At 33.6% G+C, this 25,247-nt stretch carries 26 protein-coding genes and 2 pseudogenes; 19 read left to right on the forward strand and 9 right to left on the reverse strand.

Annotated features, from left to right (window positions below; all coding sequences use genetic code 11):
• Positions 1 to 146: 146 nt before the first annotated feature.
• Entirely contained in the window at positions 147 to 2,501 is a 2,355-nt protein-coding gene (helD, locus tag J4P91_RS13050) for an RNA polymerase recycling motor HelD (RefSeq protein ID WP_207994468.1), read from the forward strand.
• 273 nt (positions 2,502 to 2,774) lie between these two features.
• On the opposite strand, the gene J4P91_RS13055 is transcribed toward helD, so the two are convergent.
• The 4 genes from J4P91_RS13055 to J4P91_RS13070 all read right to left on the reverse strand — a co-directional run bounded on the left by J4P91_RS13055 (position 2,775) and on the right by J4P91_RS13070 (position 6,893).
• On the reverse strand, positions 2,775 to 3,266 hold the full coding sequence (locus tag J4P91_RS13055) for a hypothetical protein (protein ID WP_207994469.1): 492 nt from the start codon (positions 3,264 to 3,266) through the stop codon (positions 2,775 to 2,777).
• A 563-nt stretch (positions 3,267 to 3,829) separates the two neighbouring features.
• A complete protein-coding gene (coaW, locus tag J4P91_RS13060) occupies positions 3,830 to 4,651 on the reverse strand; it encodes a type II pantothenate kinase (RefSeq protein WP_207994470.1) in 822 nt (273 codons plus the stop codon).
• 200 nt (positions 4,652 to 4,851) lie between these two features.
• Entirely contained in the window at positions 4,852 to 5,259 is a 408-nt protein-coding gene (locus J4P91_RS13065; protein WP_207994471.1) for a 3-hydroxyacyl-ACP dehydratase FabZ family protein, read from the reverse strand.
• Between the two features lie 434 nt (positions 5,260 to 5,693).
• Positions 5,694 to 6,893 (reverse strand): LL-diaminopimelate aminotransferase, encoded by a 1,200-nt coding sequence (locus J4P91_RS13070; protein WP_207994472.1) that lies wholly within the window; start codon positions 6,891 to 6,893, stop codon positions 5,694 to 5,696.
• Between the two features lie 221 nt (positions 6,894 to 7,114).
• Between J4P91_RS13070 and pduL the strand changes: the two genes are divergently transcribed.
• The gene (pduL, locus tag J4P91_RS13075) at positions 7,115 to 7,684 is read left to right on the forward strand and encodes a phosphate propanoyltransferase (RefSeq protein WP_207994473.1); all 570 of its coding nucleotides are present in this window, start codon (positions 7,115 to 7,117) and stop codon (positions 7,682 to 7,684) included.
• 32 nt (positions 7,685 to 7,716) lie between these two features.
• Here the strand turns inward: pduL and J4P91_RS13080 are convergent, their stop codons facing one another.
• Entirely contained in the window at positions 7,717 to 8,919 is a 1,203-nt protein-coding gene (locus tag J4P91_RS13080) for an MFS transporter (RefSeq protein WP_207994474.1), read from the reverse strand.
• Positions 8,920 to 9,150: 231 nt separating this feature from the next.
• Between J4P91_RS13080 and J4P91_RS13085 the strand changes: the two genes are divergently transcribed.
• From J4P91_RS13085 to J4P91_RS13110, 7 genes and pseudogenes are all read left to right on the forward strand, one after another.
• Complete coding sequence (locus J4P91_RS13085) at positions 9,151 to 9,738, forward strand: hypothetical protein (RefSeq protein ID WP_207994475.1); 588 nt, start codon at positions 9,151 to 9,153, stop codon at positions 9,736 to 9,738.
• 140 nt (positions 9,739 to 9,878) lie between these two features.
• Positions 9,879 to 10,664 carry a class I SAM-dependent methyltransferase gene (locus tag J4P91_RS13090; RefSeq protein ID WP_207994476.1) on the forward strand — a complete coding sequence of 262 codons (786 nt, stop codon included), beginning with the start codon at positions 9,879 to 9,881 and terminating at the stop codon, positions 10,662 to 10,664.
• A gap of 69 nt (positions 10,665 to 10,733) precedes the next feature.
• The gene (locus J4P91_RS13095; RefSeq protein ID WP_017151967.1) at positions 10,734 to 10,922 is read left to right on the forward strand and encodes a YvzF family protein; all 189 of its coding nucleotides are present in this window, start codon (positions 10,734 to 10,736) and stop codon (positions 10,920 to 10,922) included.
• A 97-nt stretch (positions 10,923 to 11,019) separates the two neighbouring features.
• Positions 11,020 to 11,126: pseudogene (locus J4P91_RS29715) on the forward strand (nucleoside hydrolase); the annotation flags it as partial.
• Positions 11,127 to 11,443: 317 nt separating this feature from the next.
• Positions 11,444 to 11,692: a GlsB/YeaQ/YmgE family stress response membrane protein gene (locus tag J4P91_RS13100; RefSeq protein WP_207994477.1), complete on the forward strand. Its 249-nt coding sequence runs from the start codon at positions 11,444 to 11,446 to the stop codon at positions 11,690 to 11,692.
• 94 nt (positions 11,693 to 11,786) lie between these two features.
• Entirely contained in the window at positions 11,787 to 12,182 is a 396-nt protein-coding gene (locus J4P91_RS13105; RefSeq protein WP_017151969.1) for a hypothetical protein, read from the forward strand.
• Between the two features lie 351 nt (positions 12,183 to 12,533).
• Positions 12,534 to 13,214, forward strand: a complete 681-nt coding sequence (locus tag J4P91_RS13110; RefSeq protein ID WP_207994478.1) for a YjgB family protein — start codon at positions 12,534 to 12,536, stop codon at positions 13,212 to 13,214.
• Positions 13,215 to 13,240: 26 nt separating this feature from the next.
• On the opposite strand, the gene J4P91_RS13115 is transcribed toward J4P91_RS13110, so the two are convergent.
• A complete protein-coding gene (locus tag J4P91_RS13115) occupies positions 13,241 to 14,446 on the reverse strand; it encodes an MDR family MFS transporter (RefSeq protein WP_207994479.1) in 1,206 nt (401 codons plus the stop codon).
• A gap of 96 nt (positions 14,447 to 14,542) precedes the next feature.
• Between J4P91_RS13115 and J4P91_RS13120 the strand changes: the two genes are divergently transcribed.
• From J4P91_RS13120 to J4P91_RS13140, 5 genes are all read left to right on the forward strand, one after another.
• The gene (locus J4P91_RS13120; protein WP_243763836.1) at positions 14,543 to 16,285 is read left to right on the forward strand and encodes an SgrR family transcriptional regulator; all 1,743 of its coding nucleotides are present in this window, start codon (positions 14,543 to 14,545) and stop codon (positions 16,283 to 16,285) included.
• Positions 16,286 to 16,443: 158 nt separating this feature from the next.
• Positions 16,444 to 17,067, forward strand: coding sequence for a YhbD family protein (locus J4P91_RS13125; protein ID WP_207994481.1), 624 nt, complete (start codon positions 16,444 to 16,446; stop codon positions 17,065 to 17,067).
• A 13-nt stretch (positions 17,068 to 17,080) separates the two neighbouring features.
• Complete coding sequence (locus J4P91_RS13130; RefSeq protein ID WP_207994482.1) at positions 17,081 to 17,791, forward strand: polymer-forming cytoskeletal protein; 711 nt, start codon at positions 17,081 to 17,083, stop codon at positions 17,789 to 17,791.
• A 24-nt stretch (positions 17,792 to 17,815) separates the two neighbouring features.
• Positions 17,816 to 18,523, forward strand: a complete 708-nt coding sequence (locus tag J4P91_RS13135; protein WP_207994483.1) for a cytoplasmic protein — start codon at positions 17,816 to 17,818, stop codon at positions 18,521 to 18,523.
• Positions 18,524 to 18,546: 23 nt separating this feature from the next.
• Complete coding sequence (locus tag J4P91_RS13140) at positions 18,547 to 20,082, forward strand: MDR family MFS transporter (protein WP_207994484.1); 1,536 nt, start codon at positions 18,547 to 18,549, stop codon at positions 20,080 to 20,082.
• A 57-nt stretch (positions 20,083 to 20,139) separates the two neighbouring features.
• Here J4P91_RS13140 and J4P91_RS13145 read toward each other — a convergent pair whose 3' ends face one another.
• Complete coding sequence (locus J4P91_RS13145; protein ID WP_017151977.1) at positions 20,140 to 20,460, reverse strand: hypothetical protein; 321 nt, start codon at positions 20,458 to 20,460, stop codon at positions 20,140 to 20,142.
• Between the two features lie 293 nt (positions 20,461 to 20,753).
• On the opposite strand from J4P91_RS13145, the gene J4P91_RS13150 reads away from it, so the two are divergent.
• On the forward strand, positions 20,754 to 21,152 hold the full coding sequence (locus J4P91_RS13150; protein WP_207994485.1) for a YxeA family protein: 399 nt from the start codon (positions 20,754 to 20,756) through the stop codon (positions 21,150 to 21,152).
• A 112-nt stretch (positions 21,153 to 21,264) separates the two neighbouring features.
• On the opposite strand, the gene J4P91_RS13155 is transcribed toward J4P91_RS13150, so the two are convergent.
• Positions 21,265 to 21,696: a GNAT family N-acetyltransferase gene (locus J4P91_RS13155; RefSeq protein WP_374192043.1), complete on the reverse strand. Its 432-nt coding sequence runs from the start codon at positions 21,694 to 21,696 to the stop codon at positions 21,265 to 21,267.
• Positions 21,697 to 21,961: 265 nt separating this feature from the next.
• Here J4P91_RS13155 and J4P91_RS13160 point away from each other — a divergent pair, with 265 nt between their 5' ends.
• Positions 21,962 to 22,822 carry a DegV family protein gene (locus tag J4P91_RS13160; RefSeq protein WP_207994486.1) on the forward strand — a complete coding sequence of 287 codons (861 nt, stop codon included), beginning with the start codon at positions 21,962 to 21,964 and terminating at the stop codon, positions 22,820 to 22,822.
• 363 nt (positions 22,823 to 23,185) lie between these two features.
• The gene (locus J4P91_RS13165) at positions 23,186 to 23,401 is read left to right on the forward strand and encodes a hypothetical protein (RefSeq protein WP_207994487.1); all 216 of its coding nucleotides are present in this window, start codon (positions 23,186 to 23,188) and stop codon (positions 23,399 to 23,401) included.
• A gap of 210 nt (positions 23,402 to 23,611) precedes the next feature.
• Here J4P91_RS13165 and J4P91_RS29720 read toward each other — a convergent pair whose 3' ends face one another.
• Positions 23,612 to 23,695 (reverse strand): helix-turn-helix domain-containing protein, encoded by an 84-nt coding sequence (locus J4P91_RS29720; RefSeq protein WP_207994501.1) that lies wholly within the window; start codon positions 23,693 to 23,695, stop codon positions 23,612 to 23,614.
• 241 nt (positions 23,696 to 23,936) lie between these two features.
• Between J4P91_RS29720 and J4P91_RS13175 the strand changes: the two genes are divergently transcribed.
• A complete protein-coding gene (locus J4P91_RS13175) occupies positions 23,937 to 24,659 on the forward strand; it encodes a DUF975 family protein (RefSeq protein ID WP_207994488.1) in 723 nt (240 codons plus the stop codon).
• 435 nt (positions 24,660 to 25,094) lie between these two features.
• Positions 25,095 to 25,247 (forward strand): annotated as a pseudogene (locus J4P91_RS13185) (glutamine amidotransferase); the annotation flags it as partial.

Raw genomic sequence — 25,247 nt, forward strand, 5'->3', positions numbered from 1 at the left:
GCTCATTGTTTATTTTTTATAAAAACTCAATAATTATCCAATTTAATTATAACAAATCAATTGCTTGTTTGTCAAACTTTTTATTGAATTTTTTTATTGCATAAAACAATGAGCATCAGAACGATCAGTTGATAAGGAGTGGCGATATGGAAAAAACAGGTCAAGAATGGAAACAGGAACAACATCGTGTGAAAGAAGTAGTGGGGAAGATTGAAAAACATATTGATACATTAGAGCAATACGCAAGTGCATCAATCAAAGATGTTGTTCAGATTCGAAAACATTTTTGGGACGATGTAACAGTGAACGTTGATAATACAGAAGAGGCTATTGAAACAGCAGCAAGCATTAAACAACAAGCAGAGTTATTATCTGAACGAGAGCAAAGTCATCGCCAGGCTTATAATCAACTAAAAGGTTTAAAAAGATTACAACAATCACCATATTTCGGAAGGATAGATTTTTTAGAAGACGGTGAAAAAAGTGAGGATGCTATTTATCTTGGTATTCACTCATTCTACGATGAAAATACAGAGCAATTCCTTGTATATGACTGGCGAGCCCCTATATCAAGTTTGTATTATGACTATTCTGTAGGAAGAGCAAAATACGTGGCACCTAAAGAGACAATTTCGGGTGAAATGACATTAAAAAGGCAATATGTTATTCGGAATGGTCAAATTATAAGTATGTTTGATACAGGAGTTACGATTGGCGATAAATTACTACAAGAAGTATTAGGAAATAACGCTAATACACAAATGAAAAGCATTGTTTCAACAATTCAAAAGGAACAAAACCAAATTATCCGGAATGAAAAAAGTCGTTTACTTGTTGTGCAAGGAGCTGCAGGAAGCGGTAAAACATCGGCAGCGCTTCAACGCGTCGCATATTTATTATATCGTTATCGAGATACATTACATGCTGATCAAATCGTTCTTTTTTCTCCGAACTCGATGTTTAATAGTTATGTATCTACGGTATTACCGGAACTTGGTGAAGACAATATGAAGCAAACGACATTTCAAGAATACTTAGAGCGTCATATTGATAAGAAGTTTGAATTAGAAGATCCATTTACACAAATGGAATATGTACTGACAAGAATGGAAGAAAAGAGTTATGAAACACGATTAGAAGGAATTAAATATAAAGCAAGCTCGGATTTTATTGAAGTAGTAGATCAGTATGTGTCTTATTTAAAACGAGAAGGTATGTTATTTAAAGATATAAAATTTAGAGGGGAAGTATTAATTTCTAAAGAACAAATGAAAGAAAAATTTTACGAATTTGATTCTTCGGTGCGAATTCCGAATCGAATAAAGTTGATTTCTGAGTGGTTGTTAAAGGAGCTGAAGGAACAAGAAAAAATAGAGAGAAAAGAACTTTGGGTGGAAGAAGAAGTCCAGCTATTAGATAAAGAAACATACGCAAAAGTTCATCAGAAATTACAGCAAAAACAAGAATATTCCGATGGTACGTTTGATGATTTTGAACGTGAACAAAATATGTTAGCGGCTATCGTTGTGAAAGAACATTTTAAGCCGCTCCGAAGACGTGTGAAAAAATTACAATTTATTCATACACCAGCATTGTATCTACAGTTATTTAAAGATCCCGAGTTTGCTAAGCAACTTGTAGAAGAAAATAAATTACCACGAAGATGGAATGAGATATGTGAAGAAACAATTGAAAAAATACAAGGTTTTTATATGTCATATGAGGATGCAACACCTTATTTATATATGAAAGATCAACTGGAAGAATTGCAAAGAAATACATCAGTGCAGCACATATTTATTGATGAAGCACAGGATTATTCTGCATTTCAATATACATTTTTGAAACGAATATTTCCTCATACAAAAATGACAATACTAGGCGATTTTAATCAGACTATTTATGAACATGCATCAGAGAATGAATTTTCACAATTAAATGCATTGTATGGGGAAGAGCTGAGTGAAAGGATCGTTCTTAAGCGTAGTTATCGCTCCACAAAACAAATTATTGAATTTACGAAGCAGTTGATTACAGATGGGCATGAAATTGAACCGTTTCAGCGTGAAGGCAAACAACCGATTATAACGGAAGTGAAAGAAGGGAAAGAGCATCATAAAAAGATTGTGGATCAAATCGAACAGTTGAAGCAAAGTGGACACAAAACAATTGCAGTAATTTGTAAAACAGCGGAAGAAAGTGAAGAAGCGTATCATGCTTTACAAACATCATTACAAGTTCGTCTCATTAAGAAAGAAACGAGTTCGTTTGATACAGGTATTTTGATTATCCCATCGTATTTATCGAAAGGGGTAGAGTTTGATGCGGTTATCATCTATGATGCATCAAAGAAAAAATATAGTAAAGAGAGTGAACGTAAATTATTTTATACTGCTTGTACGCGTGCGATGCATGAGTTATGCATTTATTCTGTAGGGGAAATGAATGCATTTTTACAGTCTGTTCATGTAACTAAAACACATTCATCGGTTGTGGAATAAGACTAGGGTGATTAATTAATTTCTTCTTTTACTAACGGGTGCGTTTCTACAATAAGTGGAGACGCATTTTTCTTATTGTGCTAACGGGGCAGGTTAATTGAAAAAGCCTTTTATAATAGTAGTACAATCTTTTCTTTTATAAGCCAAAATAACGAACATACTTCGTATGAAGTTTCTGGACCCCAGCACAAAGCACAAAAAACTCGCCAAAAATGGACGAGTTTTTTGTGTTAGAACAATTATTTGCGAAACAGACATTTTCTATAATAACCTTTAACACCAAACTATGATTCTATAGGGTGTGGTTTGGGCCGGGATACTTTTTGTGGCAGGTCCATAGATAACAATTAGATTTCGGTTTGTAGGGTTTCTTGAGTAGGGTTGCCCATTTGTTAATACTATTTGGGTATATGGAGATATATTTAATTGTAATCGTCCATCACTACTTTTCAGTTGACTATCAAAATAATCTACTTTTACATTCTGATAAGCGATATCTTTTACCATTACAAGTGCTCGGTATTGTGGCGGGTATATAAGAGGAACAGGTGCATTCCCATCATAATATCCAGTCACTTTATCTCCTACTGACACCACTACATGGTCTACAAAGTAAGTTGTGGGTGAAACGACGAAGTTTACTATAGTCCCCAATCCGTTTTCTACAGACATTAATTTATAGCAGCCTTCTTCTTCGGCATTTTGCCCTACAATGAAATCACTAATCATAGTGACGGTCCCATGAAAAGAATTAAAATTTATCATTTTCATACCTCCATTGATTTAAGGCAGGCGGTGTACCAATAATCCCCCGAAAAAACAGTAAGTAATTACTTTGTGTACAATATGTAGGTCAAAACCTATATGACTGTGTGGATGCCCATAGAGGTTAGGAAAATGTGATATATAGTGAGAGTAAGGGCTCAATTGTTCCATAAAACCAGGTAAGAGCTAACAATTTTGTAAGGTTTACAGGGGTGATTACGAAGAAATTGCTATTAGTTGGTGTAGAGGTATGCCAACTAATACACAACAATCAAATATTTAACTAACAGGTGCGTTAGTTAAAGAAGACGTACAAAAGGAACAAAAAAATTGGTTCTTTTCTTTTTTAATGATATGCATTTTATTGAGTTTCTTTCCTTTGTAAGTCTTAGTAAAAAAACCTTGCTTTTTGATAAAAGTAAGGTTTTTTTATTGAATCATATATTATGAAAATAATCAATTGAAAATAGTATATAGACCAATACAAGTACAAACAAAGATTGCAGCTACTATGATTTTCGATGTCTTTTTCAATTTTGATTAATGTTTTCTTAATAATAAATTTATTTTGTTGTACGCAATAAAGCCCCAATAGCCCCGCAAAAACCGTGATCTTGTAAGAAGATAGGTTTTTTATTTTGATACACAGTATAATTACCTATAATTCCTTGCAGATGTGTATTGTTTGATAGTGTAGATCCAATATAAACGATATGATCCATATCTTTTGCTTCTGCAAATTGAAGGCTTAGTGCAGTAACTACTTCACCAACAAGGCCTTGAAGGGTGGCGAGTAAATCGGACTTGTTATAATCCGCTCCGCTGATAGCAGCTTTTCCGAAATTACTGGCTGTTAAATTGCTATCAATAGGGGAGAGAACGCCACTATAAATATCTCCAACTGTAATATCAAGATTCCGCCTAGTTCCTAGTTTTGTATGCTGAATTACTTCTTCAAAACGATCGATGTTTGTTAATAGTTTTGATAACCCCATGATAGTGCCTCCGCCTATACCTGTTCCTCCAGCGCGAATATACTTGTTGTTATGGACATAATGAATCGACGTACCTGTACCGATATTTGTTAAAACAAAGTTATTTATGGAATGCTTTTCTGTGTCAATGAGATAATGAACACCTGCAAGCGTAGCATCAAATTCGGCTAGGCACTCTATTTTATATTTTTCTAAAAATAATGTTTGTAACTGCTCAGCTCTACCACCAGTTATAGACAGTCTATTTATATATTTATTGTCATTTAACCAATCTTTAATTTTGTTTTGTTCATGAGAGTAAAATTTTTTAAAATGTAATTCATTGTCTTCGTTAAAATAAGCAATTTTTGTTAGTGTTCCACCAGCATCAATACCAACCGCTTTTTCCATTGTTATGCTCCTTATAACAGTATAGTTATAGATTGTTTTTTATATTGAAAGGTTACAGGTGAATCTTTATCCCGCTATTCGCGGGGAGTAAGACTCCCACCTCAAGATTTAGAGAAAAGCAAGGGAGATAGGTGAGGTCTAACCATCGGTAGGAGATAAAGAAACCCCTACTGATGGAAGTTTCACTTTATTACAGTATTTTAATTGGACATATAAATTAATAGTTTTTCTACTTTGACAATCGTTTCCCCATTTACAGAAGCTAATCCTTTGCCAAGAATAAATCCACGTTTGTTCCGTACAACTTCATAATGTAGGTCTAACTTGTCTCCAGGTCCTGCAGTTCCTATAAACTCTACTCCATCTAATGAAGAGAGAAATCCTAGTCCGTTGGATGCCTTTGTTCCAACAAAGGCACCGAGTTGCGCAAGAGCTTCTACAATTAACATATGCGGCATTGTTATCTGAGTATCATTCATAAACCATTCATGATTTGTAATCAATTTATACCCAGTGACTGATTTTTCGGGTTCAATTTCCGTGATTCCATCAATCATTAAAAATGGATAACGATGAGGAAGAGTATCTTTAATATTTGTAGTATCCATATGTAACCTCCTAATTTATATTACGTATGTAATTTCCAAGCGGGAATAAGGGAATCGAATTTGAACACATAACTTAAGAAAATATGAAAAATAATGTAGTAAAAAAGTGTTAATCCGTATGTAGATAACCAAAGTATACCATCCCACTGCAGAAAAGAAAGCAATAGAGTGATTCCGATTGGGAAAGGTATGACAATAATAAGCCACATCGGTGAATTCAATTTTTCAGTAAGAGCGCCTGCTGAAACAACTGCAAGGCCAATAAAAAAAGGTTGCTACAATTCTAAACGGTTGAACAATGTGTAATCAGATAAGAAATAAGAAAATCCAGTAATTGAAACAGCAACGATAAAACAAATCCAATATTTGATACGGATCCATCCTTTCCAATAAAAATAATAATCCCCTGCTAAAGATAAGCAGGGGAAGAGTAATTAATTTCTGACTAAAGTAACTGCTTCTTCTTGGGAGAAGATTCCACTATTCTTAATGTTTTCAACTACTTGTTGTAATACTTTTTTATCTTGAACGAGTGCAATTCGAACGAATCCTTCACCATGCGGCCCAAAAGCATGACCTGGTGTTACAACGACATTCGCACGGTCCATTAATGCATAAGCGAAGTCTAATGAAGTCCAACCATTGGGTATTTCAGCCCATATGAACATACTACCAGCTGGTTTATCAACGTGCCAACCGAAAGAGGCAAAGCCATCAACTAAAGTATCTCTTCGCTCTTGATAGATGGTACGATTTTTTTCACAGTATGCGTCACCTTGACGAAGAGCAACTGCAGCAGCTTTTTGAATTGGTAAGAATACACCATAGTCTGTGTTCGATTTAAATTGTGTTAATGCACCTACAATTTCTGCGTTTCCAATCATATACCCGATGCGGCTACCAGCTAAGCTGTAGCTTTTTGATAAAGAATTAATTTCAACGCCAACTTCTTTCGCGCCAGGAACAGATAAGAAACTGATTGGTTTCTTTCCATCGTAATAAAATTCTGCATAGGCGAAATCATGCACTACAATGATATTGTGTTGTTTTGCGAAGGCGATGACTTCTTTGAAGAAATCTTCATGTGCCATTGCTGGAACTGGGTTTCCAGGGAAGTTTAATATCATCATTTTTGCTTGTTTAGCAATTTCCTTAGGAATGTCTTGTAAGTTAGGTAAAAAGTCATTTTCTTTTTTTAAAGGCATGAAGTAAGGCTGTGCACCTGCCATTTGAATGCCTGTTTCATATGCTGTATATCCAGGATCAGGTACTAAAATAAGGTCACCTGGATTTGCAAAAACCATAGGTAAGTGAACGAGTCCATCTTGGGAACCCATCAACAATAAAACTTCATTGTTTGGATCTAATTTGACATTGTGGTTATTGTTGTAATATTCAGTTACTGATTCGTGAAACTCTTGAATACCAGTTAAAGTATAACCGTAATTTTCTTTGCCGCTTGCGGTATGTACCATAGCTTCTCTTACAATATCAGCAGGAGGCATATCTGGATTGCCGATACTTAAATCAATCATTTTGTGACCTGCTGCAATTTTTTCTTTTTTATAGGCTGCTAATTCACTAAATATAGAAGATTGAAATGCTTTCATTCTGGTTGCTAACGTATAAGTCATCAAAACCCCTCCTAAAAACTGTGTTTTCATTTCTGTAGTTTGTGTATTCTTTTATTATTCTGAAAACACATAATTATATTTTATCACTTTTTAATAAAAATATAAAACTAAGTTTTTAAGCTGCAATTTTTTATATGTAGTTCAAAACATTGTCGTGTAAATAGAAAAAGAAGGTAATACTAAAAATATGAATTTGATAATGAGATAAAGAGGTGCTTAAGATGAAACAGATTCCAATTGGCGTATCAAATCGGCATATCCACCTGACAAACGAAGATTTAGAAAAACTTTTTGGAGAAGGATACGAGCTAACGGTTGCAAAAAAACTTTCACAACCAGGAGAGTTTGCAGCGAAAGAAACAGTAACGATTAAGACTGAAAAAGCAGAAATCTCAAAGGTCCGTATTCTTGGTCCTATTCGGAAGTTTACACAGGTTGAAATTTCAAAAACAGATGCACGTAAGTTAGGAGTGGATGCTCCGATTCGAGCATCAGGTAATATTGATGGAACACCAGGAATTACTCTTATTGGTCCAAAGGGTTCTTTGGAAATTGAAAAAGGGGTAATCATCGCTGAGCGCCATATACATATGACGTCTCAAGACGCTGAGAAATTTCAAGTGAAAGATGGACAATATGTAAGTGTTAAAGTAGAAGGAGATAGAGGATTGATTTTTAATCAAGTGTTAATTCGTGTGAAAGATTCGTACGCGTTAGATATGCATATTGATACAGATGAAGCCAATAGTGGAAATATAACAACAGGAGACTTAGGTCAGATCTTACAATAAGAGAAAAATCCATCTCAATTTTGAGATGGATTTTACATGTTCGATACTTGGGAAGTATTTTTACTTGTCTGCTTTTGTTTTGATAAAGACATAAAAATAATGAATAATGAAATTACGCCAAAAATAAGCACCATATACTGCAACCCAATTGTATCTAAGAAGAATCCCGTTCCAAGTAAGACGATTTGGAACATTACCCTTTCAAACATATTACGGAATGAGAAAAGACGTCCATGATAACTTTTTTCAACTTTTGTTTGGAAAATTGTTGACATGATAGGGAAGAAACAGCCAACGCTAAATCCAAATAGACCAAATGATACAAGTGCCATCCATTTCACATCACTAAAGAACAGTGAGAGATGTGCAAAAGCAGTACAGAAGGCGAAGAAATAAAGTAATTTCTCAGGTGGGAAATGATCAGATAAACGCTTAATTACAAAAGCTCCTAACATAAAAGCCACACCTTCAATTGTATAAATAAACCCTTTAATTGTCGGATCATGTTGCATTTCGCTAATATTAATAACCATTAAATTGAAACCAGCGATGAACAAAAGGGGAATAATACTTAAAATAAGTGCCCGAAATGCCACGGGGATTCCTTTTAATATCCGAAATACTTCCATAAAGCTATTATCTTTCGCTGCTTTTTTACTTGATGTATTTGATTTTTGATCTTCAAATTTCAGGAAAAAAGTCGAAAGGAATAGTAAAGCGTATGCTGCCATTGAGAATGCGTACATGTACTGTAAGCTCATAACGACAAGAAGAACACCACCTAGTGAGGTTCCAGCAATACGAGCAATTGTTCCAATATTCATATGTACACCATTCATATGTAAAAGTTCATGTTCACGAACAATAAGCGGGATAACAGATTGCAATGCAGGAAAATAAAAGGCTGCTGAAATTTGAAGGGCAATCATAAAAGCAATCATAAAGGCGATACTTTCATATTGAATAGCAAAGAACATAAAGATAACACTGATAACACGACCGAAACCAGCATAAAGAAGGACTTTCTTTTTTTCGTATTGATCGATAACACGACCAGCCATCGGACCAACAAGAACACCAGCTAATAATCCGATAAATAAAATAACCGACTTCATAAAATCAGAAGGTACATATTTCTGCATAAACTCTAGATTGCCAAGAATTCCAAGCCACAAACCGAGCCCGGCAATAAACTCACCGATTAGAACAATCCAGACATTTTTATTACGCCACATAACAAAACCTCACAGTCTTTTAAAATAGAAAAAATCGTATATAAAGCCTCCTTTTTAATACATGAATTACAAACGTCTTTTTTAGAGTCAGAGTCTATATTACGTGTTTGATAATGAAAGTTCAATCTTTTTGATTTGGGTAAAACTTTGTTTTTATAAGGGTGAAAATTAAAGTTTACACATTAGAAAATAAATTGGAATAATTTTAAAATGTATGTGGGAGGGATACCTATGATACAAACATTTTTTAAGAAATTGTTTGATCAGTTTTTACAGGAGCAGGAAGAGGAAATAGTAGCGAAACTTTGTTTTTGGGTTGTCTATTATTACATATCAGTCCCTAAATGTATTGTGAACTCTAGTGGTAATTTGGTACATATGAATCAAACACACGAAGATTATACATATGATACAATTGAAGATTTTTTGCGGGAGTATAGTGGGAAAACGAGAGGAGCGTTCTATTTAGGAATTGAAATATACTATATAAAATTTGAAGAAATGATTAGAGAGAAGTGCCGTGAAATGATTTATGCGCATTACTTTCCGCGTTTTATTAATAGACGCTCGTTATTATGTAAAGAATTATTAAGAGAAATGGGAGTGGGTAAAACAGAAATTGAATTTGGGAGTTTCGATACATTGATTTTTAATCATTGTGTAGAGACAAAGGATTGGGTTAATGAGTATGAAGAGAATGTGTTAAAAAAATTATTCGTATTGTCACTTCCCTTTATCGTACAAGCATATAGTACGAATGTACATGAATATATGAAGCAAGAGGAAAATCAGAAGGGAATAGAGCTCTTAGTTCATTGAATAAAGAAGGAATAAAGGGATTTACTTTGTTCTTTACGTTTAGAAAGAAAAGACTTTTTCAGAGGTTAGTTAAAAGAGGATATTTATGTATTCTTGCTGAAAAGAATATGTAAATATATGTAGAAAGAAGATGATCCAGAATGAGTAATGAAGAACTTGTAAAGACTCAGTTTGGTAGTAATGCGGAAAAATATATCAAAAGTCAAATTCATGCAAAAGGATCAGATTTACAATATTTAATTCAGCAAGTGCAACATCATAAAAACTCCCGTCTTCTTGATATAGCTACAGGTGGCGGACATGTAGCGAATACGCTAGCACCATTATTTAAAAGTGTTGTAGCTCTTGATGTAACAAAAGAGATGCTACAAAAAGCGAAAGAATTCATCAGTTCGAATGGACATGATAACGTTACATTTGTTACAGGCAATGCAGAGGAGTTACCATTTTCTAATGAATCGTTTGATACAGTGGTGTGTCGTATTGCAGCGCATCATTTCTCAAATTCTTCACAATTTATCTTCGAAGCACATCGCGCATTAGAAGAAAACGGATTATTTATATTAATTGATAATGTCGCTCCTGAAAATAATGAATACGATACATTTTATAACTTTATTGAGAAAAAGAGAGATCCGAGCCATAGGCGGGCGCTGAAAAAAACAGAATGGATCTCATTATTAGAGAAAAATGGTTTGCAAATGCAATCATGTTACACATTTGAGAAACAATTTGATTTTGATTGGTGGTGTAACATGATGGATGTTCCATTAGAAACACGTTCTAAATTAACGGATTGTATGATGAAAACATCAAATGAAATGAAAAGTTTTTTCAACATACAAATTAAAAATGATAAAGTAGAATCATTTTATACGGAGATGGCACTTTTTGTATGCCGGAAAAGTGCTACACTAAAAAGATAAATTCCTTGCACTCTTCTCTCAGTACGCTATACTTAGTACAGAGAAATAGAGGATTGAGGAGTAATAACAATGATTCGTGTACGTATTGAGGGAACTGAAAAAGAGATTGTTGAATTTTTGGAGAGGATGCCTGAAATTCCTGGGTTCGAACAGACACATGTCAGGGAGCCGAGAAAAGGAAACAATCCAAAATATAACGCAAGTAAGAACGTATTAGCATACCTGTCATATAAAAAGATGGAAGCTGCCAGTAAATAGGCGGCTTTTTTATTTTTTACTGTTTCACCGTCTTGTCTTTTTCGCATAATAATAATAGTAGAATATGATGAAGAGGAGTGAGGCGAGTTAATAAAAAATAATCTTTTTTGGAGATTTCGGCACTAATGATGCAGTTACCTTAATGTATGCTGATAAAACATGCCACTCGATATTCTTGGGATTGTAGGAGATTTTAGAAAAATTGTTAAACCCACAAGATTTGGTAATAGGTCTATACAAAGAATCGTTGTCGATTTTAGTTATCAAGCATAAAAAAAGAATTTATGAGAACAATGTTGAAGCCTGATCGTTCTTAGGGGATAAGGCTATAATATTATCGAGGAATAATATGAATTGGAAAAATAATTTATTTTAAATGGGTACAAAACTGTATTAATTTAATTATATAAAAAGGAATACGTGGCATTTAACGCATAACTTATTGAAAAAGTAACATAACTAATGATAAGCAATGATTTCGGATTATTATTTTTGTTTTATAAAATGAAGGAGGTAGTGATATGGCATTTATATGGTCTTTAATTGTCGGAGGTATTTTAGGATGGTTGGCAAGTTTAATCGTTGGTAAAGATATACCTGGTGGTGTAATTGGAAATATTATTGCTGGGATTATCGGTTCTTGGCTTGGGACATCATTGTTGGGTACGTTTGGACCAGTTATCGGAGGGTACGCAATTATTCCAGCGCTAATTGGTGCCATTGTTTTAATTTTTATCGTCAGCTTATTACTACGTGCGATGCGAAAGTGAAATCAGGCAGATCGCTTACAATTGTAAGCGATCTATTTTGTATTATCTGTCCTAATCTGTTATGCTATTGTTATACAATCAGGAGGTGTCAGCATTGAAATCATTTACAGTAAACTTTCATCAAGAAGACAATGCAAAAGCAACAACAGTACATAAATTAAGTGAAGAAGACTTCAATAAAGCAACAGAAAACGGTACTCGTCATCTATTTGATTTAGATACAAATGTCGGTTTCTTTGTATTCTTTGATGCAGAAGATGCAGAAGGAAATGAACAATACTTAATGTTGCAATATGAAGGTGATCACGAAGAACCAAGTGCTTGCTACGGATTTGATTTGAAATTATTCTATCAATTTTTAGCGCTGTACTTAAATGATCTTGAGTTCCAAGGTGAAACAGATGAAGAAGAGGAAGAATATGGTCCGATTCATCATTTAGCTCATTTACTTTATCATATCGTTGAAGATGGAAAAAGTATTGAAGTATAACTACATATTCGGGGCTGCTCTTTAATAGGGCAGCCTTTTTAATTTGAATACATTTCATACATTCGTGTCTTATTTTTATCGTGTTACCTTAAATTTCAGCAAAAAAGAAGTTAGGCGGAAGATAAACGGTCTGTAAAAGTCTGCTAGGTATGAGTTCATAATCAGTAAGTGATAATTACAAATCCTAATTGATTTAAGTCTCATTTTATGGAGGATTAAATTCGTTCAGGAGAGAAGTGGAATATATGTTAGAGGATTTTTTTAGGATGTAAAATGATATTAATTCGGTTCGAAAAGCAGTGCAATGGATTGAATACAAGGGTGAGTGCTAAAACTTAGGAGGCTGCAAGTATGAAAACTCGTATGAAAATGGTAACGTGCTTTCTCGTATTAATATGTATGCTAGCTCTAACAGCTTGCAAGGGTTCTGATGAACAGAAACCAACTACGCAAACACCTGAGAAGACTTCCGAAGTGGAACCGGATTCTTCTCCTGATTCAGCTGAAAAGAAAAATGAAAACTTATCTTCAGATAAATCAACAACAACAGATTCCGAATCAAAGCCACAAAATCCATCAAACTCATCCATAGACTCAAAAACAAGTAGTCAAATTAAGAACTTATTAGAACAAGCTAAACAAGGAAAAGTGCCAAATGTTTCATTTGCTGCACATACAGGGGATATTGAAGAAGTTGAAAAGGCATGGGGGGAAGCTGATAAAACTGAGCCAGCAGGTAAAGGCATGTATGCTACTTATACGAGTAAAAATGCTGTCATTGGATTTAATAAAGGATCTCAAATTTTTGACGTTCGTTCAAACCATCCAGAACTTCGAACGCTTACTTTACAGGAAATCGAAAAAGTTTTAGGTAAACCAATGTCGACTAAGGTAAATGGGAATGACAAAATATATATTTATAAAGCGAATGATCAATTTGAATTAAAATTTGTTATCCCTAATTCTACTGGCAAAGTGGATCATATTTCTGTATTCTCCCCAGAGGACAGTATTAATAATATGGCAGGATAATAGATATAAGAAAAAGAGCTGTTCTGTTATAAGGACAGCTCTTTTGATTTGTTCCGCTCTACTGAATAAACAAAGTAAGTTTGAACGATTCCACCGATTAGTAATAAGCAAGCACAAATATAGAATAAGGTGCTGCCGCTTACATGACTTAATATAACTGCTCCAAGAACAGGTCCGCACGTTCGAGAAATGTCCCAATGTATTCCGTAAATAGAAAAATACAATCCACGCATGTGACTCGGTGCGATTCCTGAAACAAATCGGAGTAAATGATTTAAAGCAATGCTTTCACCAATTGTAAGGAAAAGCAATGTAAAGAAGAGCGACCATAATGTTGTGGAATAACCATAACCAATGGCCGCCAACGTATAACAAATATATGAAATCACGATTATTTTGGGCATTGAAAATCGTTCAGACCATTTGACAAGGCCAACTTGGAGTATGATTTCCATGATTGCTTTACAAGTTGAGATGAATGCAAGAACGAATAAGAAATTTGGAAAGATATCTTCTGCAAATACGCGATAATTTGTTTCCATTTGGGCGTAGAAAAAGCTAATCGGAAGAGTAGATAACATAAGTCCAAATACAGCATAGTGCTTAAAGATAAATGTCTTCCGCGTTGTTACTTGTGTAGATTTTTTATTCGCTTGAATCATAGGAGCCGTTTCCGGAAGCTGTGTCCATACGAGAATGGCATACAAACTAAGAGTTACAGCTTGAATGAGAAATAAGTATTCAGGATGACTGCTATAAAAAAAGGCACTAATTAACGGACCGATTACAGCACCAACAGCTCCTACTGTTTGAAGAACAGCGAATATTTCAGCTTGCTGTTCTGGCGCAGTTAAATCTGCAATTTGAGCACGCTGAGCAGGAATGTATAAGGAGCGGCCAATACCATTCATCACATATAACAAAGCAAAGAAGGGGACTGATGCAGCAAAAATAAACCCGCCAATTGCAATTGCCTGCACGAACAATCCCAGTAACATAATTTTCTTTCTGCCGTAGCGATCCGTTACGCCTCCAGCGATGATTGTGAACACAATATCAGAAAGTGGTTGTAATCCAAACAGAAGCATTGTAAGGATTACATTACCTTCTAATGCTTTATTGACATGTACAATAAAAATGATTGCTAACATAGCCTCAGTTGTTCTAGTTAATAACTCGCCCAATAATCGAATCCAGATTGGTTTACTATAACGTTTTATGAGATGATTCATTCTTTATTTCCTCCTTTCTATATGGAAATCTTAAGATAGAAGCAAGAAATGAAAAAGGGTAGAATGAAAGAATAGAATTTTTCACCTTTTAGGGGGATGGGTATGGTTATATTAGATCAGTATGTCCAGCTGTGGCTCCAATATGGAAAAGGGAGAACAGGGGAAGAAAAAATAGAAATATCACTACAAAACATATCGGAAACGTTATTTTGTACCGATCGCAATAGTAAATTTATTATAAAAAAATTAGAAGAGCTAGGTTGGATTTGTTGGTTTCCAGGACGCGGAAGAGGGAATCGGTCAAAGTTATCGTTTCAAAAAGATCCTATTTCTTTAATTTTAGAAAAGGGGAAAGAGATAACGAAACAGGGGGATGTAAAAGGCGGGAAAGAGTTTGTTGAGCAATACATTTTGTATTTTTCATCATTGCAAAAGCAATTTCAAAATTGGATAAACTCAATATTTGGTTATCAGATTGAAATAACTACCCAAGGTAGACAAGATGTACTTCGTTTACAAGTTGAAATGAGTCCGAAGATTTTTATGGATCCCGTTTATGCTACGTTGCGTTCAGAATGCCATATGATAAAACACGTATACGACACTCTTGTATATGTTAACGGAAGTACAAATGTAATAGAACCGAGACTTGCATTTCATTGGGAATATAATGACGACCAAAAAGTGTGGACTTTTTATTTACGTAAAGGTGTGCAATTTCATAATGGTAAACGTTTCACAGCTCACGATGTTGCCTACACATTCGATAGATTTATGAATATAGAGGATAATCCGTATGTGTGGATGTTGCAACATGTTGAAAGAATCCATATTGTAAATGAACATGTTGTGGAGATTTACTTACATACCGAAAACAAATTATTATTACATATTTTAGGTTCAGAACAATGTTCTATTATAACGAAAGATGAGGAAGACAATTTAAGCGGAACAGGACCATTTAAACTACGTGAAAATAATGATTCGATCTTTGTCTTAGAAGCGCATAATTCGTATTTTCGTGAACGGCCCTTTCTGGATCGAATTGAGCTTTGGAATGTACCGAAAAGTATGGATGAATATGATGTATTGATGAAGGCTGAGCATAAAGGTATAGAGAGCCCTCATAAAGAACTTTCTAAAATGGAATCAAACGTAACATATGTTACGTTAAATGCAAAAAAACAAGGCCCTTTACAAGAAATCACATTCAGGCAAGCGTTATATAAAATAATTCATAGTAATAAAATGATAGATGAGTTAGAGGGAGAACGCGGTGAGGCAGCGGATGAATTATTACTAGGAAATCGTGCAGCTTGGAGAATAAATGAGGATATCAATCCCCTTCTACAAAAGAGCAAATATAGTGGGGAGACATTATATTTGTATACGTTTAAAGAACAAGATCACGTGGAAGATTCTAAGTGGATTCAAAAAGAATGCGCAAAGTACGGAATTACGATTGAAATACATTTTCTCGATGCACAAAAATTATTACAAGTGGAAACAATTGAACAAGCAGATATCATTCATGATAGTGCTACAATCAGTGAACAAATAGAACTAAGTTTTCTACATATGTTTCTTACAAAAAATAGTTTTATTTATCAGCACAGTCTTATTGATTTTAATGAACAATTAACGATGTTCTTTACAGAAGCTAACATGGAAAAACGAATTACATTGTTACGCAACGTGGAGGACACATTGTTACGTCATCTTCATATTATTCCTTTATATCGTAACAAACAGCACATAAGTACACATGAAAAAGTACAAAATATAAGGATTAATTCTCAGGGATGGATTGATTTTTATCATATATGGTTTAAACCTTGATATAAAAGGGCTCTTTCGGTATTTAATGGAGTACGAAAGGGCCTTTTTGTATGGAATAAAAGTTTGACTTTGAACATTGTTACGCATATTTTTATAAACAACCATTTACAGCGTAACAGTGTTATGTTACATTGCTATTAGGAAGGAGTGTTATACAGTTGAGTACAGATTTAATTTCAAAAAAAGATTTATTGGAACTGACTGGTATTTCATACGGGCAACTATATAGGTGGAAACGAAAGAATTTAATACCAGAAGATTGGTTTGTCAGGAAATCGACTTTTACAGGGCAAGAAACATTTTTTCCGAAAGAAAAGATATTAGAGCGTATTGATAAAATTCAAACGATGAAAGAGGAGTTGTCTCTAGATGAGTTAGCGAATATGTTTTCGCCAAGTGTAACAGAGATTTCTTTAACGAAAGAAGATATAATCCGAAAAGACATTGCCTCAGAACCGGTTGTGCAATTTTTTATAGAACAAACGAATAAACCGGTGGAATTTCAATTTGTTGAAATTCTCTATGTATACATTTTAGAAGAATTACTTCAATCTGGAGAAATTAGTTTAGAAGAAGGCAAGATGGTCTTGCAGGTGCTGCGCGAGCACTATGAAATCATGAAACAAAAGAATAGCGAATTAGTTGTGGTTCGAAAGCTTGGTGTTTCTACATGTTTCTTAGTTTCAAATGTAGATGATTTACTTTTTGAAAAAGGAACAAAGATAGTCGTACGTTTAGCAATCATGCAATATACAGAAGCGTTAAAATCAAAACTATTGTAGTGGGGGAAAAATGATGCGATCAGAAAAATTAATTATAAATGGTTATGGTTCTTCTAATGGTGGGGAGTTTCATAAAGTACAGTTAAATGGAAAAGGGACTGTTAATGGAAATATAGATTGCGATGATTTTGAATGCAACGGGTCAGGTAATGTGAATGGTGATTTAAAAAGTGAACGTACAAGAATTAGCGGTTCTGGCAAAGTTGATGGGAAAGTAGATACTGAAAACATGCGAATTGATGGAAAAGCAACGATTACAAAAGATGTAAAGGCTAACAATTTAAAAATTGCTGGTAAAGGAACAATTGGTGGTACTTTGAAAGGTGAAGAGCTTAAAATCTGTGGGCAAGCGACTATTGACGGTAATTGCGAAGTAGATATCTTTTCGTCAGAAGGACAGTTCACAATCGGAGGCTTGCTAAGTGCAGATGAAATTGACATCGATATTCACGGTACATGTAGAGCAAAAGAAATAGGTGGCCAAACAATTAAAGTAAGGCATAGAGCAACAGCATTTAGTAGACTTTTTAAAACGGTATTTGGATCACATTTAGAAGCTGAATTGTTAGAAGGTGACAATATTGATATTGATTACGTACAAATTCAAACCGTAAGAGGGAACAATGTTACGGTAGGCCCAAATTGTGAGATTGGACTTATTGAATATACAGGAGTTCTTACTGTTGATAAAAACGCGAAAGTAAAAGAAGTTCAACAAGTTTAATTTTTTATGGAGAGAGGAATGGCAATGGAAAAGCGAAATAGTCTAACTTTGAATGGTTCTGGTAGTTCATCTGGCGGAGCTTACAATAAGGTGAAAATTCGAGGCGAAGGAACAATTTCAAATGATGTGAATTGTAATGAATTTAAAGCTTATGGAACAAGTGATGTTCGTGGGGATATGACGACAAATTCTTATATTGTATATGGAGATAGTGAAGTGCAAGGCAGTTTACATGCTGAGTATGTGAAAATATACGGTAATACACAAGTGCAGAATAATTGCCATATAAACAAAACCAAAATTCGCGGAATGCTTGAAGTGAATGGCAAGCTATCTGGAAACTTCGTAGATATTAAAGGTAGTCTTACAGTAAAAAAAGATATTGAAGTTGAAGAACTTTTATTAGCTGGTGGCCTTGAAAGTGAAGGGCTTTTAAATGCTGAAAATATTAACATTATCTTGCGTTATGAAGGAAGTAAAGTCAGAGAAATTGGTGGGAAAAAGATTACCGTACGAAAAAAAGCTAGATTTATCCCCTTTACAAGCCATACTGGTAATCTTCAAACATCAATTATTGAAGGGGATGAAATTTATTTAGAACACACAATAGCTGAAATAGTAAGAGGAAAAAATGTTACTATTGGCCCTGGTTGTGAAATCAGTGTTGTAGAATATCATACGAGTTTTAATCAAAAAGGAAAATCAGTTGTAAAAGAACATAAACATATATAGATGTAAGAAGGAGAGCAAGAAATATGGTTGCGAAGAATAGTAAACTTGGCTTTGTAGTTGCCGGTTTATTGCTAGGGATTTTAATGGCATCAATGGATAATACCATTGTTGTGACAGCGATGGGAACAATTGTTGGTGATTTAGGTGGATTAGAAAACTTTGTTTGGGTTGTATCTGCATATATGGTGGCAGAAATGGCGGGTATGCCGATCTTTGGGAAACTATCCGATATGTATGGTAGAAAACGATTCTTTATTTTTGGTTTAATTGTTTTTATGATTGGTTCGGCACTCTGTGGTACAGCAGAAAATATTACACAGTTAGGTATTTATCGAGCGATCCAAGGTATTGGCGGTGGAGCACTCGTTCCAATTGCGTTTACAATCGTTTTTGACATTTTTCCGCCCGAAAAGCGTGGGAAAATGGGTGGATTGTTTGGTGCAGTGTTTGGTTTATCTAGTATTTTCGGTCCGTTACTTGGTGCATATATTACAGACTACATTAGCTGGCACTGGGTGTTTTATATTAACTTACCGTTAGGGATTCTATCACTTATTTTTATTGTATTCTTCTATAAAGAATCACTCGTTCACCAAAAACAAAAGATTGATTGGTTTGGTGCAATTACATTAGTTGGTGCAGTCGTTTGCTTAATGTTTGCACTAGAACTTGGTGGACAGAAGTATGATTGGGATTCTACTTTTATTTTAAGTTTATTCGCGGCATTTGCTATTTTACTGATTATGTTTATTTTTATTGAAAGAAAAGTGGCAGAACCCATCATATCGTTTGAAATGTTTAAACAACGTTTATTTGGGATGAGTACAATTATCGCCTTATTTTACGGGGCTGCTTTTATGTCAGCTACTGTCTATATTCCTTTATTTATTCAAGGTGTATATGGCGGGTCTGCAACGAATTCCGGTCTATTACTATTACCAATGATGTTAGGATCAGTCGTTACAGCACAGTTAGGTGGATTTTTAACATCAAAGTTAAGTTACCGTAATATCATGATTATTTCATCTGTTATTATGCTTGGTGGATTGTTCTTATTAAGCACATTAACACCAGAAACAAGCTGTGTATGGTTAACTATTTATATGATTATTATTGGTTTTGGTGTAGGTTTCTCATTCTCGGTATTAAGTATGGCTGCAATTCATAATTTCGGTATGAACCAGAGAGGGGCAGCAACCTCAACAAGTAACTTTGTTCGTTCATTAGGGATGACACTTGGAATTACAATCTTTGGTATGGTTCAAAGAACAGGTTTTCAAGATCAACTAAAAGAAGCGTTTAAAGGAATGGGAAGCGGAATCAATAGCAATGTGCTAGGAGATTCAAGAGCGATCCTTTCAGAAGGGACAAGGTCTCAAATTCCGCCTCAAATATTAGATAAAATTATTGAAGCACTTTCGAGTTCTATCGTTCATACATTTATGTGGGCGTTAGTTCCAGCAGGTTTAGCATTCGTATTTATCTTCTTTATGGGGAATGAGCGAATGGTATATAAGAAACAACAAGAAAATATAAAAGCAGAGACATCAAAAGCATAGAAAATGAAAAACTCCTTTCTAGATTAGAAAGGAGTTTTTCGTATGTAACGTTATAAATTAGCCTTCGATTACTTCGTATTCTTCGTCTGCTAATAATAAAATTTGTGTTTTTTTGCCTTTGTTTTGTACTTCAATTACATCGTATGTACCTAGGTCTCTTAATTTATTTTGAGAAACGTTTACCATTACTTCAATAGAATCGATTAAAATATCTTCTTCCATATATGATTCAGGCAATGCCATATCCTCTGTATCTAATACACACTCGTATAGATTTTGCAAGTCAGCAGTAGTCGGATTTTGCTCCTCCACATCAATGATGTTTTTTACTGCTTCCATATTTTCTTCTTTTGCTTGATATACTTTAATTTTAGCCATTGTTTCATTCTCCTTTATAACGTAATCGTAGAGGCTACAGTTTATTATAACGTTTTTTAGTGGAAACATGAAATTGTTTCCTTATTATCATTCTCAATAATAATATTCCCATCCAAAAGTTCGGGTAGGAGAAGTGCTATTCAGTGAAAGCAAAGGAAATTCTCGCTAATTCAAAATCAGTTCGAATTTATTACAAAAGTGTAAGGTTTTTGTAAGAAAAATAGATAAATAGATCAAAAGCTTTCTGATAGTATACGAGGTGTCACATACTATTAAAACTAGAGGTTGAAAACATGAAGAAACTGTTAATAACTTTGATTGCTTTTCTCGTATTATTAGGTCTTTTAATGAATGCCTTTTTAGGTTCTGATTGGGATTTAGCTGAAATGAAGCAAAAATGGGGTAAAGAAAAAATGTATGTTCATATTACGGAGAATGGAAAAGAATATCAGGTAGATAAAGACGATCCGACTTGGAAGCGTTACGAGTATAACGTAATTGCATATGATAAAGATGGAAATAAGACGAATATTAAGTTCGATGCTAATAAAAATTTAAAGCTAAATGCTTTTTTACGTGTGTATGTATTTGATGAACCAAATAGTGAGGGATATAAAGGGATTTCAACATATGAAGAAGTCCAACAAAATGAAATTCCTAAAAAAGCACTAAAGCAGATGGATAAACACTAATATATAAGGATTGTTCATAGATGAAAAGGCAGCATGTATAATTGTACATGCTGTCTTTTTTGTTTTGAAGAAGAAAATAATGGTATGAAATGAAGTTTAGATTTAAAAATGCTTATAATTTAAACAACAAAACATTTTTATCATATTCCTGTAAACACCAATTATATTTATTTAAAATAGTAGGATGAACAGTTTCTTGATCAGTATTCACTTCTTTAAAACCATATTTTTTATAAAAAGCGGCAAGTTCCTCAAAAGGGATACAATAGACATTAGATGCATCCGATTGTTTTGCCTCTTGTACTAAAAAAGAAACGAGTTCTCCGGCTAATTTATTGCCTCTATATAGGGGAAGTATGTAAATACCGCCCATCTCCATAGTATTTTGATCAATACATACTAAACGTCCTAATCCTGCATTTTCTCCATTGTATGTCACAATTGCCACTTTATCTTTTTTTAAATCACTTGGCACAAATCCAACTGATTTATATTGACTGTTAATCCATTCTAAATCCTCTAATGAAGCAAATTTTATTTTTATAAAAATACACTCCTTGAAAAATTCTGATATTTCTATTGTATAAGAAACAAAATGATTTGTAATGAAATAATGGTACTTGATTCAATTAGATATAACTCGTTTAAGAAATTGATTTGATAAGGAAGTTAATTTCTCAACATTCCGTGCATAGAATATAGAATAGTCTAATAATACTTTTTCTTTCTTCACAAGTGTTTTACGTATATAATTTAAAGGTAATTATTCTTTTTTTCGTATACTTATAATAGAATAGAGGTTTAAAAAAATGAGTGTCAAAATCATTACGGATAGTGCGGCGGATTTACCAAAAGAATTGCTGCAAGCTTACGATATAGATTTAATTCCACTCCGTGTATATGATGAAGCAGAAATAGAGTACTTAGACGGAGTAACATTAGAATCAACTCAATTGTTGCAAAAGATGAGAGAAGGCGAAGTGTATAAAACATCACTGCCATCATTAGAAACATTCCAAGAAAAATTTGTTACATATGCAAAGCTAGGTACACCTTGTATATATTTAGCTTTTTCATCGGAACTTTCTGGTACATATCAATCTTCAGTAGTGATTAAAGAAGAAGTAAAAGAAACATATGCGGATTTAGATTTAGAAATTATCGATACAAAGTGTGCTTCACTTGGGCAAGGTCTTGTTGTGTTAGAGGCTGCCAAAATGGCGAAAGAGGGTGCATCAAAAGAAGAAATCTTAAGCCGTATTGCTTTTCTAACAAAACATATGGAGCACATCTTTACAGTTGCTGATTTACAGTATCTGGTAAGAGGCGGTCGTTTAAGTAAAGTAGCTGGATTTATTGGCGGTTTATTAAATATTAAGCCAATTTTAAATGTAGAAGAAGGAAAGCTTGTACCACTTGAAAAGATTAGAGGTAGAAAGAAAGTTTTAGGCCGAATTGTTGATATAATGGAAGAACGAGGAAAAGAACTGAAAGGTCAAACAATCGGTATTACACATGGTGATGATTTAGAAACTGCGAATGCCCTAAAAGCATTAATTACTGAAAAATTTGGTTGTGAAGTATTTATTGTCAATACAATTGGAGCAGCAATCGGGGCACATACAGGACCAGGTGTTTTAACATTGTTCTTCTTAAATGAAGTAGAGTAAAGGATTGATCTTTTGATCAATCCTTTTTTTATACAGTTAAGAATACAGATAATTTAAATGGTATAACATGTTATCATACAAAAATCACCTGAGGTCAATCCCCAAGCGATTTTTTATTATTCATTAATTTGTTTTTTAACAGGCAAAAAGCTCGAAAGGAAAGTAGTGAGAACGAGTATGAATGAAATTCTTTCAGTCGTATCAATCTCTAATCCATTATTCCATTGATATATAAAGGATAACCATGAAAAAATCAAAGAAGTTGAAAATGAACGTGTAGCATTCAAAGACATTTCCTGTACTTATATAAAAAATGAAGAGTGCAAGGGTTACGAAGTTACTTTAGAATTTAAAAATGACACGTTGCAATATAAGAAAAATCCACAGTTAATCGACGATATCTATAAAGTAATTTCTTTATTGCAAGCGGAAAAACCTAACAAAACAATTAGTATAGAGTTTATCAATACAGGAACATCATTCTATGCAAAAGTTTTTCATTTTGACACATTGCAAACAAGAGAGCATATTGAAACCATTGTAAAAACATATTTAGTTGAAGATCCGTATAAATATTAAAGTTTTTAAATTTTGTTCTTAGAAATACAATAATCGCCTATCTATAAATTTGAAAGGCAATTATTAATGTTACTTCTTTAATTAAGTTAGCTCTGTAGAGCAAGAATGTGTATGGTACATCTTTTTTATAAACGGTACGACTTTATTTCAAATCCACAGAATGATAGGTTAATCGTTTTCTTGTTACTTTATAGGTGAGCAAGAAAACGATTAAATACAAAGCAACTGCAACCAACGAGCAATTAATATTTCTTGTTCCTTATTTGGATAGATACGAAATTTATGTTCAGCAATAAAATTGCTAGCATAATCATTTTTTGTTAATCATTGCTTTAGATAGTTTACTATTTCATGAAGTGCTAGAGTGCTAGTGCTTTGTAATCATATCAGCACTTCCGTGTTTTAAGATAGATTGTAATTTATTTGATTAATAAAATTATATAATGGATATATTTTCTAAAAAATGTTATTATTCTCTATGTTATATGGCAATTCATATATGAGGGGATAAAGAATTCTGAAGGGTGGAACTAAAGTGATTAGTGATTTAAAAAATGCAGCCTTATCTTCATTAAAAGGCCGCTGGGGATTAGGGGTAGGAACAACATTTCTTCATTATGTCATTCCTGCAATTGGTATGTATATTATTGGATTATTAGTATTTGTGATGTTTGGTTTATCTCTAGACCTGATAGAACCTGAAGCAGATACAACATCAACTTTTTTTGCTGAATTGTCTCTGTTTATTTTTTGTGCTATTATATTTTTTATTTATATTGCTGTACAAAGCGTAATAAGTTACGGATATTATAACTTTACATTGCGTTTAGCAAAAAAGGAATCTACTACAATTGGTAATTTATTTGAAGGATTTAAAAAAAATAATTTATTTAGATCAATTAAGTTAGGTATCTTACAGGCCATACTTATCTTTTTATGGAGTTTATTATTTATTATCCCAGGTATTATAAAATTTTTCTCATATTCTATGGCTTTTTATATTTTGTTAGAGAATCCAGAATATACGGCAAGTGAAGCAATTAAAAAAAGTAAAGAAATGATGAAAGGTCATAAATTAGATTTATTCATACTTTGGTTAAGCTTTATTGGATGGTTTATTTTAGGTTCTTTTTTGGGAATGTTTACTCTTAATCTCCCGTATCTATGGATCTCTCCATACTACAATACAACAGTATCTCATTTTTACTTAAATTTAGTGAATAGAAACAATACTGTGGAAGAAAAGACAGTTATCTAGAAGAAACAATATTAGCTTCTTATGAATTGTTCTATATAACAGCTAAATTCAATATAATTTTTAATCGTAAGTGAGGGGCACCAGTTCTATTTTCTGTTAAGGTAATTAATTTCTTATCTTAATAGGGTACGGTCAGGAAAATGCGTATTTACAACGGTAAGCCCATTTTCAAGACAATTCCACCGTTTTTAACAACGCTAAGAAAGTTTCAGCGGTCTTAAAGAATCTAACGAGACCACTTTCTCCGAATTAAAATGGTATTCTCCTAGTAAATTAATATGTTCCCAACCTAGAGGTGACATATGGTGCAATAAGTCTTCATTAAAACTATCGGAATTAATAAAATTTCATCAAGTAATATAACTTCCCTGACGTTATCTGTCAGGGAAGTTATATTATAATAAGCTATATCAATAGTGATTGGAGTGTTATTGGATGCAAACAAAAACAGTTTATCTTTATGTATTTAATACAATGTCAGACTGGGAATATGGGTATTTAATTGCTGAATTAAACTCAGGAAGATATTTCAAAAAAGATTTAGCACCTTTAAAAGTAGTTACAGTAGGAGCTAATAAAGAAATTATT

This window comes from Bacillus sp. XF8 (genome assembly GCF_017498755.1).
In the GTDB taxonomy this organism is placed as follows: Bacteria; Bacillota; Bacilli; order Bacillales; family Bacillaceae_G; genus Bacillus_A; species Bacillus_A bingmayongensis.

What these genes read in the sequence shown, in the direction of transcription:
- helD (WP_207994468.1), top strand. Translation starts at nt 147, where the DNA reads ATGGAAAAAACAGGTCAAGAATGGAAACAGGAACAACATCGTGTGAAA.
- J4P91_RS13055 (WP_207994469.1), bottom strand. Translation starts at nt 3,266, where the DNA reads ATGATAAATTTTAATTCTTTTCATGGGACCGTCACTATGATTAGTGAT.
- coaW (WP_207994470.1), bottom strand. Translation starts at nt 4,651, where the DNA reads ATGGAAAAAGCGGTTGGTATTGATGCTGGTGGAACACTAACAAAAATT.
- J4P91_RS13065 (WP_207994471.1), bottom strand. Translation starts at nt 5,259, where the DNA reads ATGGATACTACAAATATTAAAGATACTCTTCCTCATCGTTATCCATTT.
- J4P91_RS13070 (WP_207994472.1), bottom strand. Translation starts at nt 6,893, where the DNA reads ATGACTTATACGTTAGCAACCAGAATGAAAGCATTTCAATCTTCTATA.
- pduL (WP_207994473.1), top strand. Translation starts at nt 7,115, where the DNA reads ATGAAACAGATTCCAATTGGCGTATCAAATCGGCATATCCACCTGACA.
- J4P91_RS13080 (WP_207994474.1), bottom strand. Translation starts at nt 8,919, where the DNA reads ATGTGGCGTAATAAAAATGTCTGGATTGTTCTAATCGGTGAGTTTATT.
- J4P91_RS13085 (WP_207994475.1), top strand. Translation starts at nt 9,151, where the DNA reads ATGATACAAACATTTTTTAAGAAATTGTTTGATCAGTTTTTACAGGAG.
- J4P91_RS13090 (WP_207994476.1), top strand. Translation starts at nt 9,879, where the DNA reads ATGAGTAATGAAGAACTTGTAAAGACTCAGTTTGGTAGTAATGCGGAA.
- J4P91_RS13095 (WP_017151967.1), top strand. Translation starts at nt 10,734, where the DNA reads ATGATTCGTGTACGTATTGAGGGAACTGAAAAAGAGATTGTTGAATTT.
- J4P91_RS13100 (WP_207994477.1), top strand. Translation starts at nt 11,444, where the DNA reads ATGGCATTTATATGGTCTTTAATTGTCGGAGGTATTTTAGGATGGTTG.
- J4P91_RS13110 (WP_207994478.1), top strand. Translation starts at nt 12,534, where the DNA reads ATGAAAACTCGTATGAAAATGGTAACGTGCTTTCTCGTATTAATATGT.
- J4P91_RS13115 (WP_207994479.1), bottom strand. Translation starts at nt 14,446, where the DNA reads ATGAATCATCTCATAAAACGTTATAGTAAACCAATCTGGATTCGATTA.
- J4P91_RS13120 (WP_243763836.1), top strand. Translation starts at nt 14,543, where the DNA reads ATGGGTATGGTTATATTAGATCAGTATGTCCAGCTGTGGCTCCAATAT.
- J4P91_RS13130 (WP_207994482.1), top strand. Translation starts at nt 17,081, where the DNA reads ATGCGATCAGAAAAATTAATTATAAATGGTTATGGTTCTTCTAATGGT.
- J4P91_RS13135 (WP_207994483.1), top strand. Translation starts at nt 17,816, where the DNA reads ATGGAAAAGCGAAATAGTCTAACTTTGAATGGTTCTGGTAGTTCATCT.
- J4P91_RS13140 (WP_207994484.1), top strand. Translation starts at nt 18,547, where the DNA reads ATGGTTGCGAAGAATAGTAAACTTGGCTTTGTAGTTGCCGGTTTATTG.
- J4P91_RS13145 (WP_017151977.1), bottom strand. Translation starts at nt 20,460, where the DNA reads ATGGCTAAAATTAAAGTATATCAAGCAAAAGAAGAAAATATGGAAGCA.
- J4P91_RS13150 (WP_207994485.1), top strand. Translation starts at nt 20,754, where the DNA reads ATGAAGAAACTGTTAATAACTTTGATTGCTTTTCTCGTATTATTAGGT.
- J4P91_RS13160 (WP_207994486.1), top strand. Translation starts at nt 21,962, where the DNA reads ATGAGTGTCAAAATCATTACGGATAGTGCGGCGGATTTACCAAAAGAA.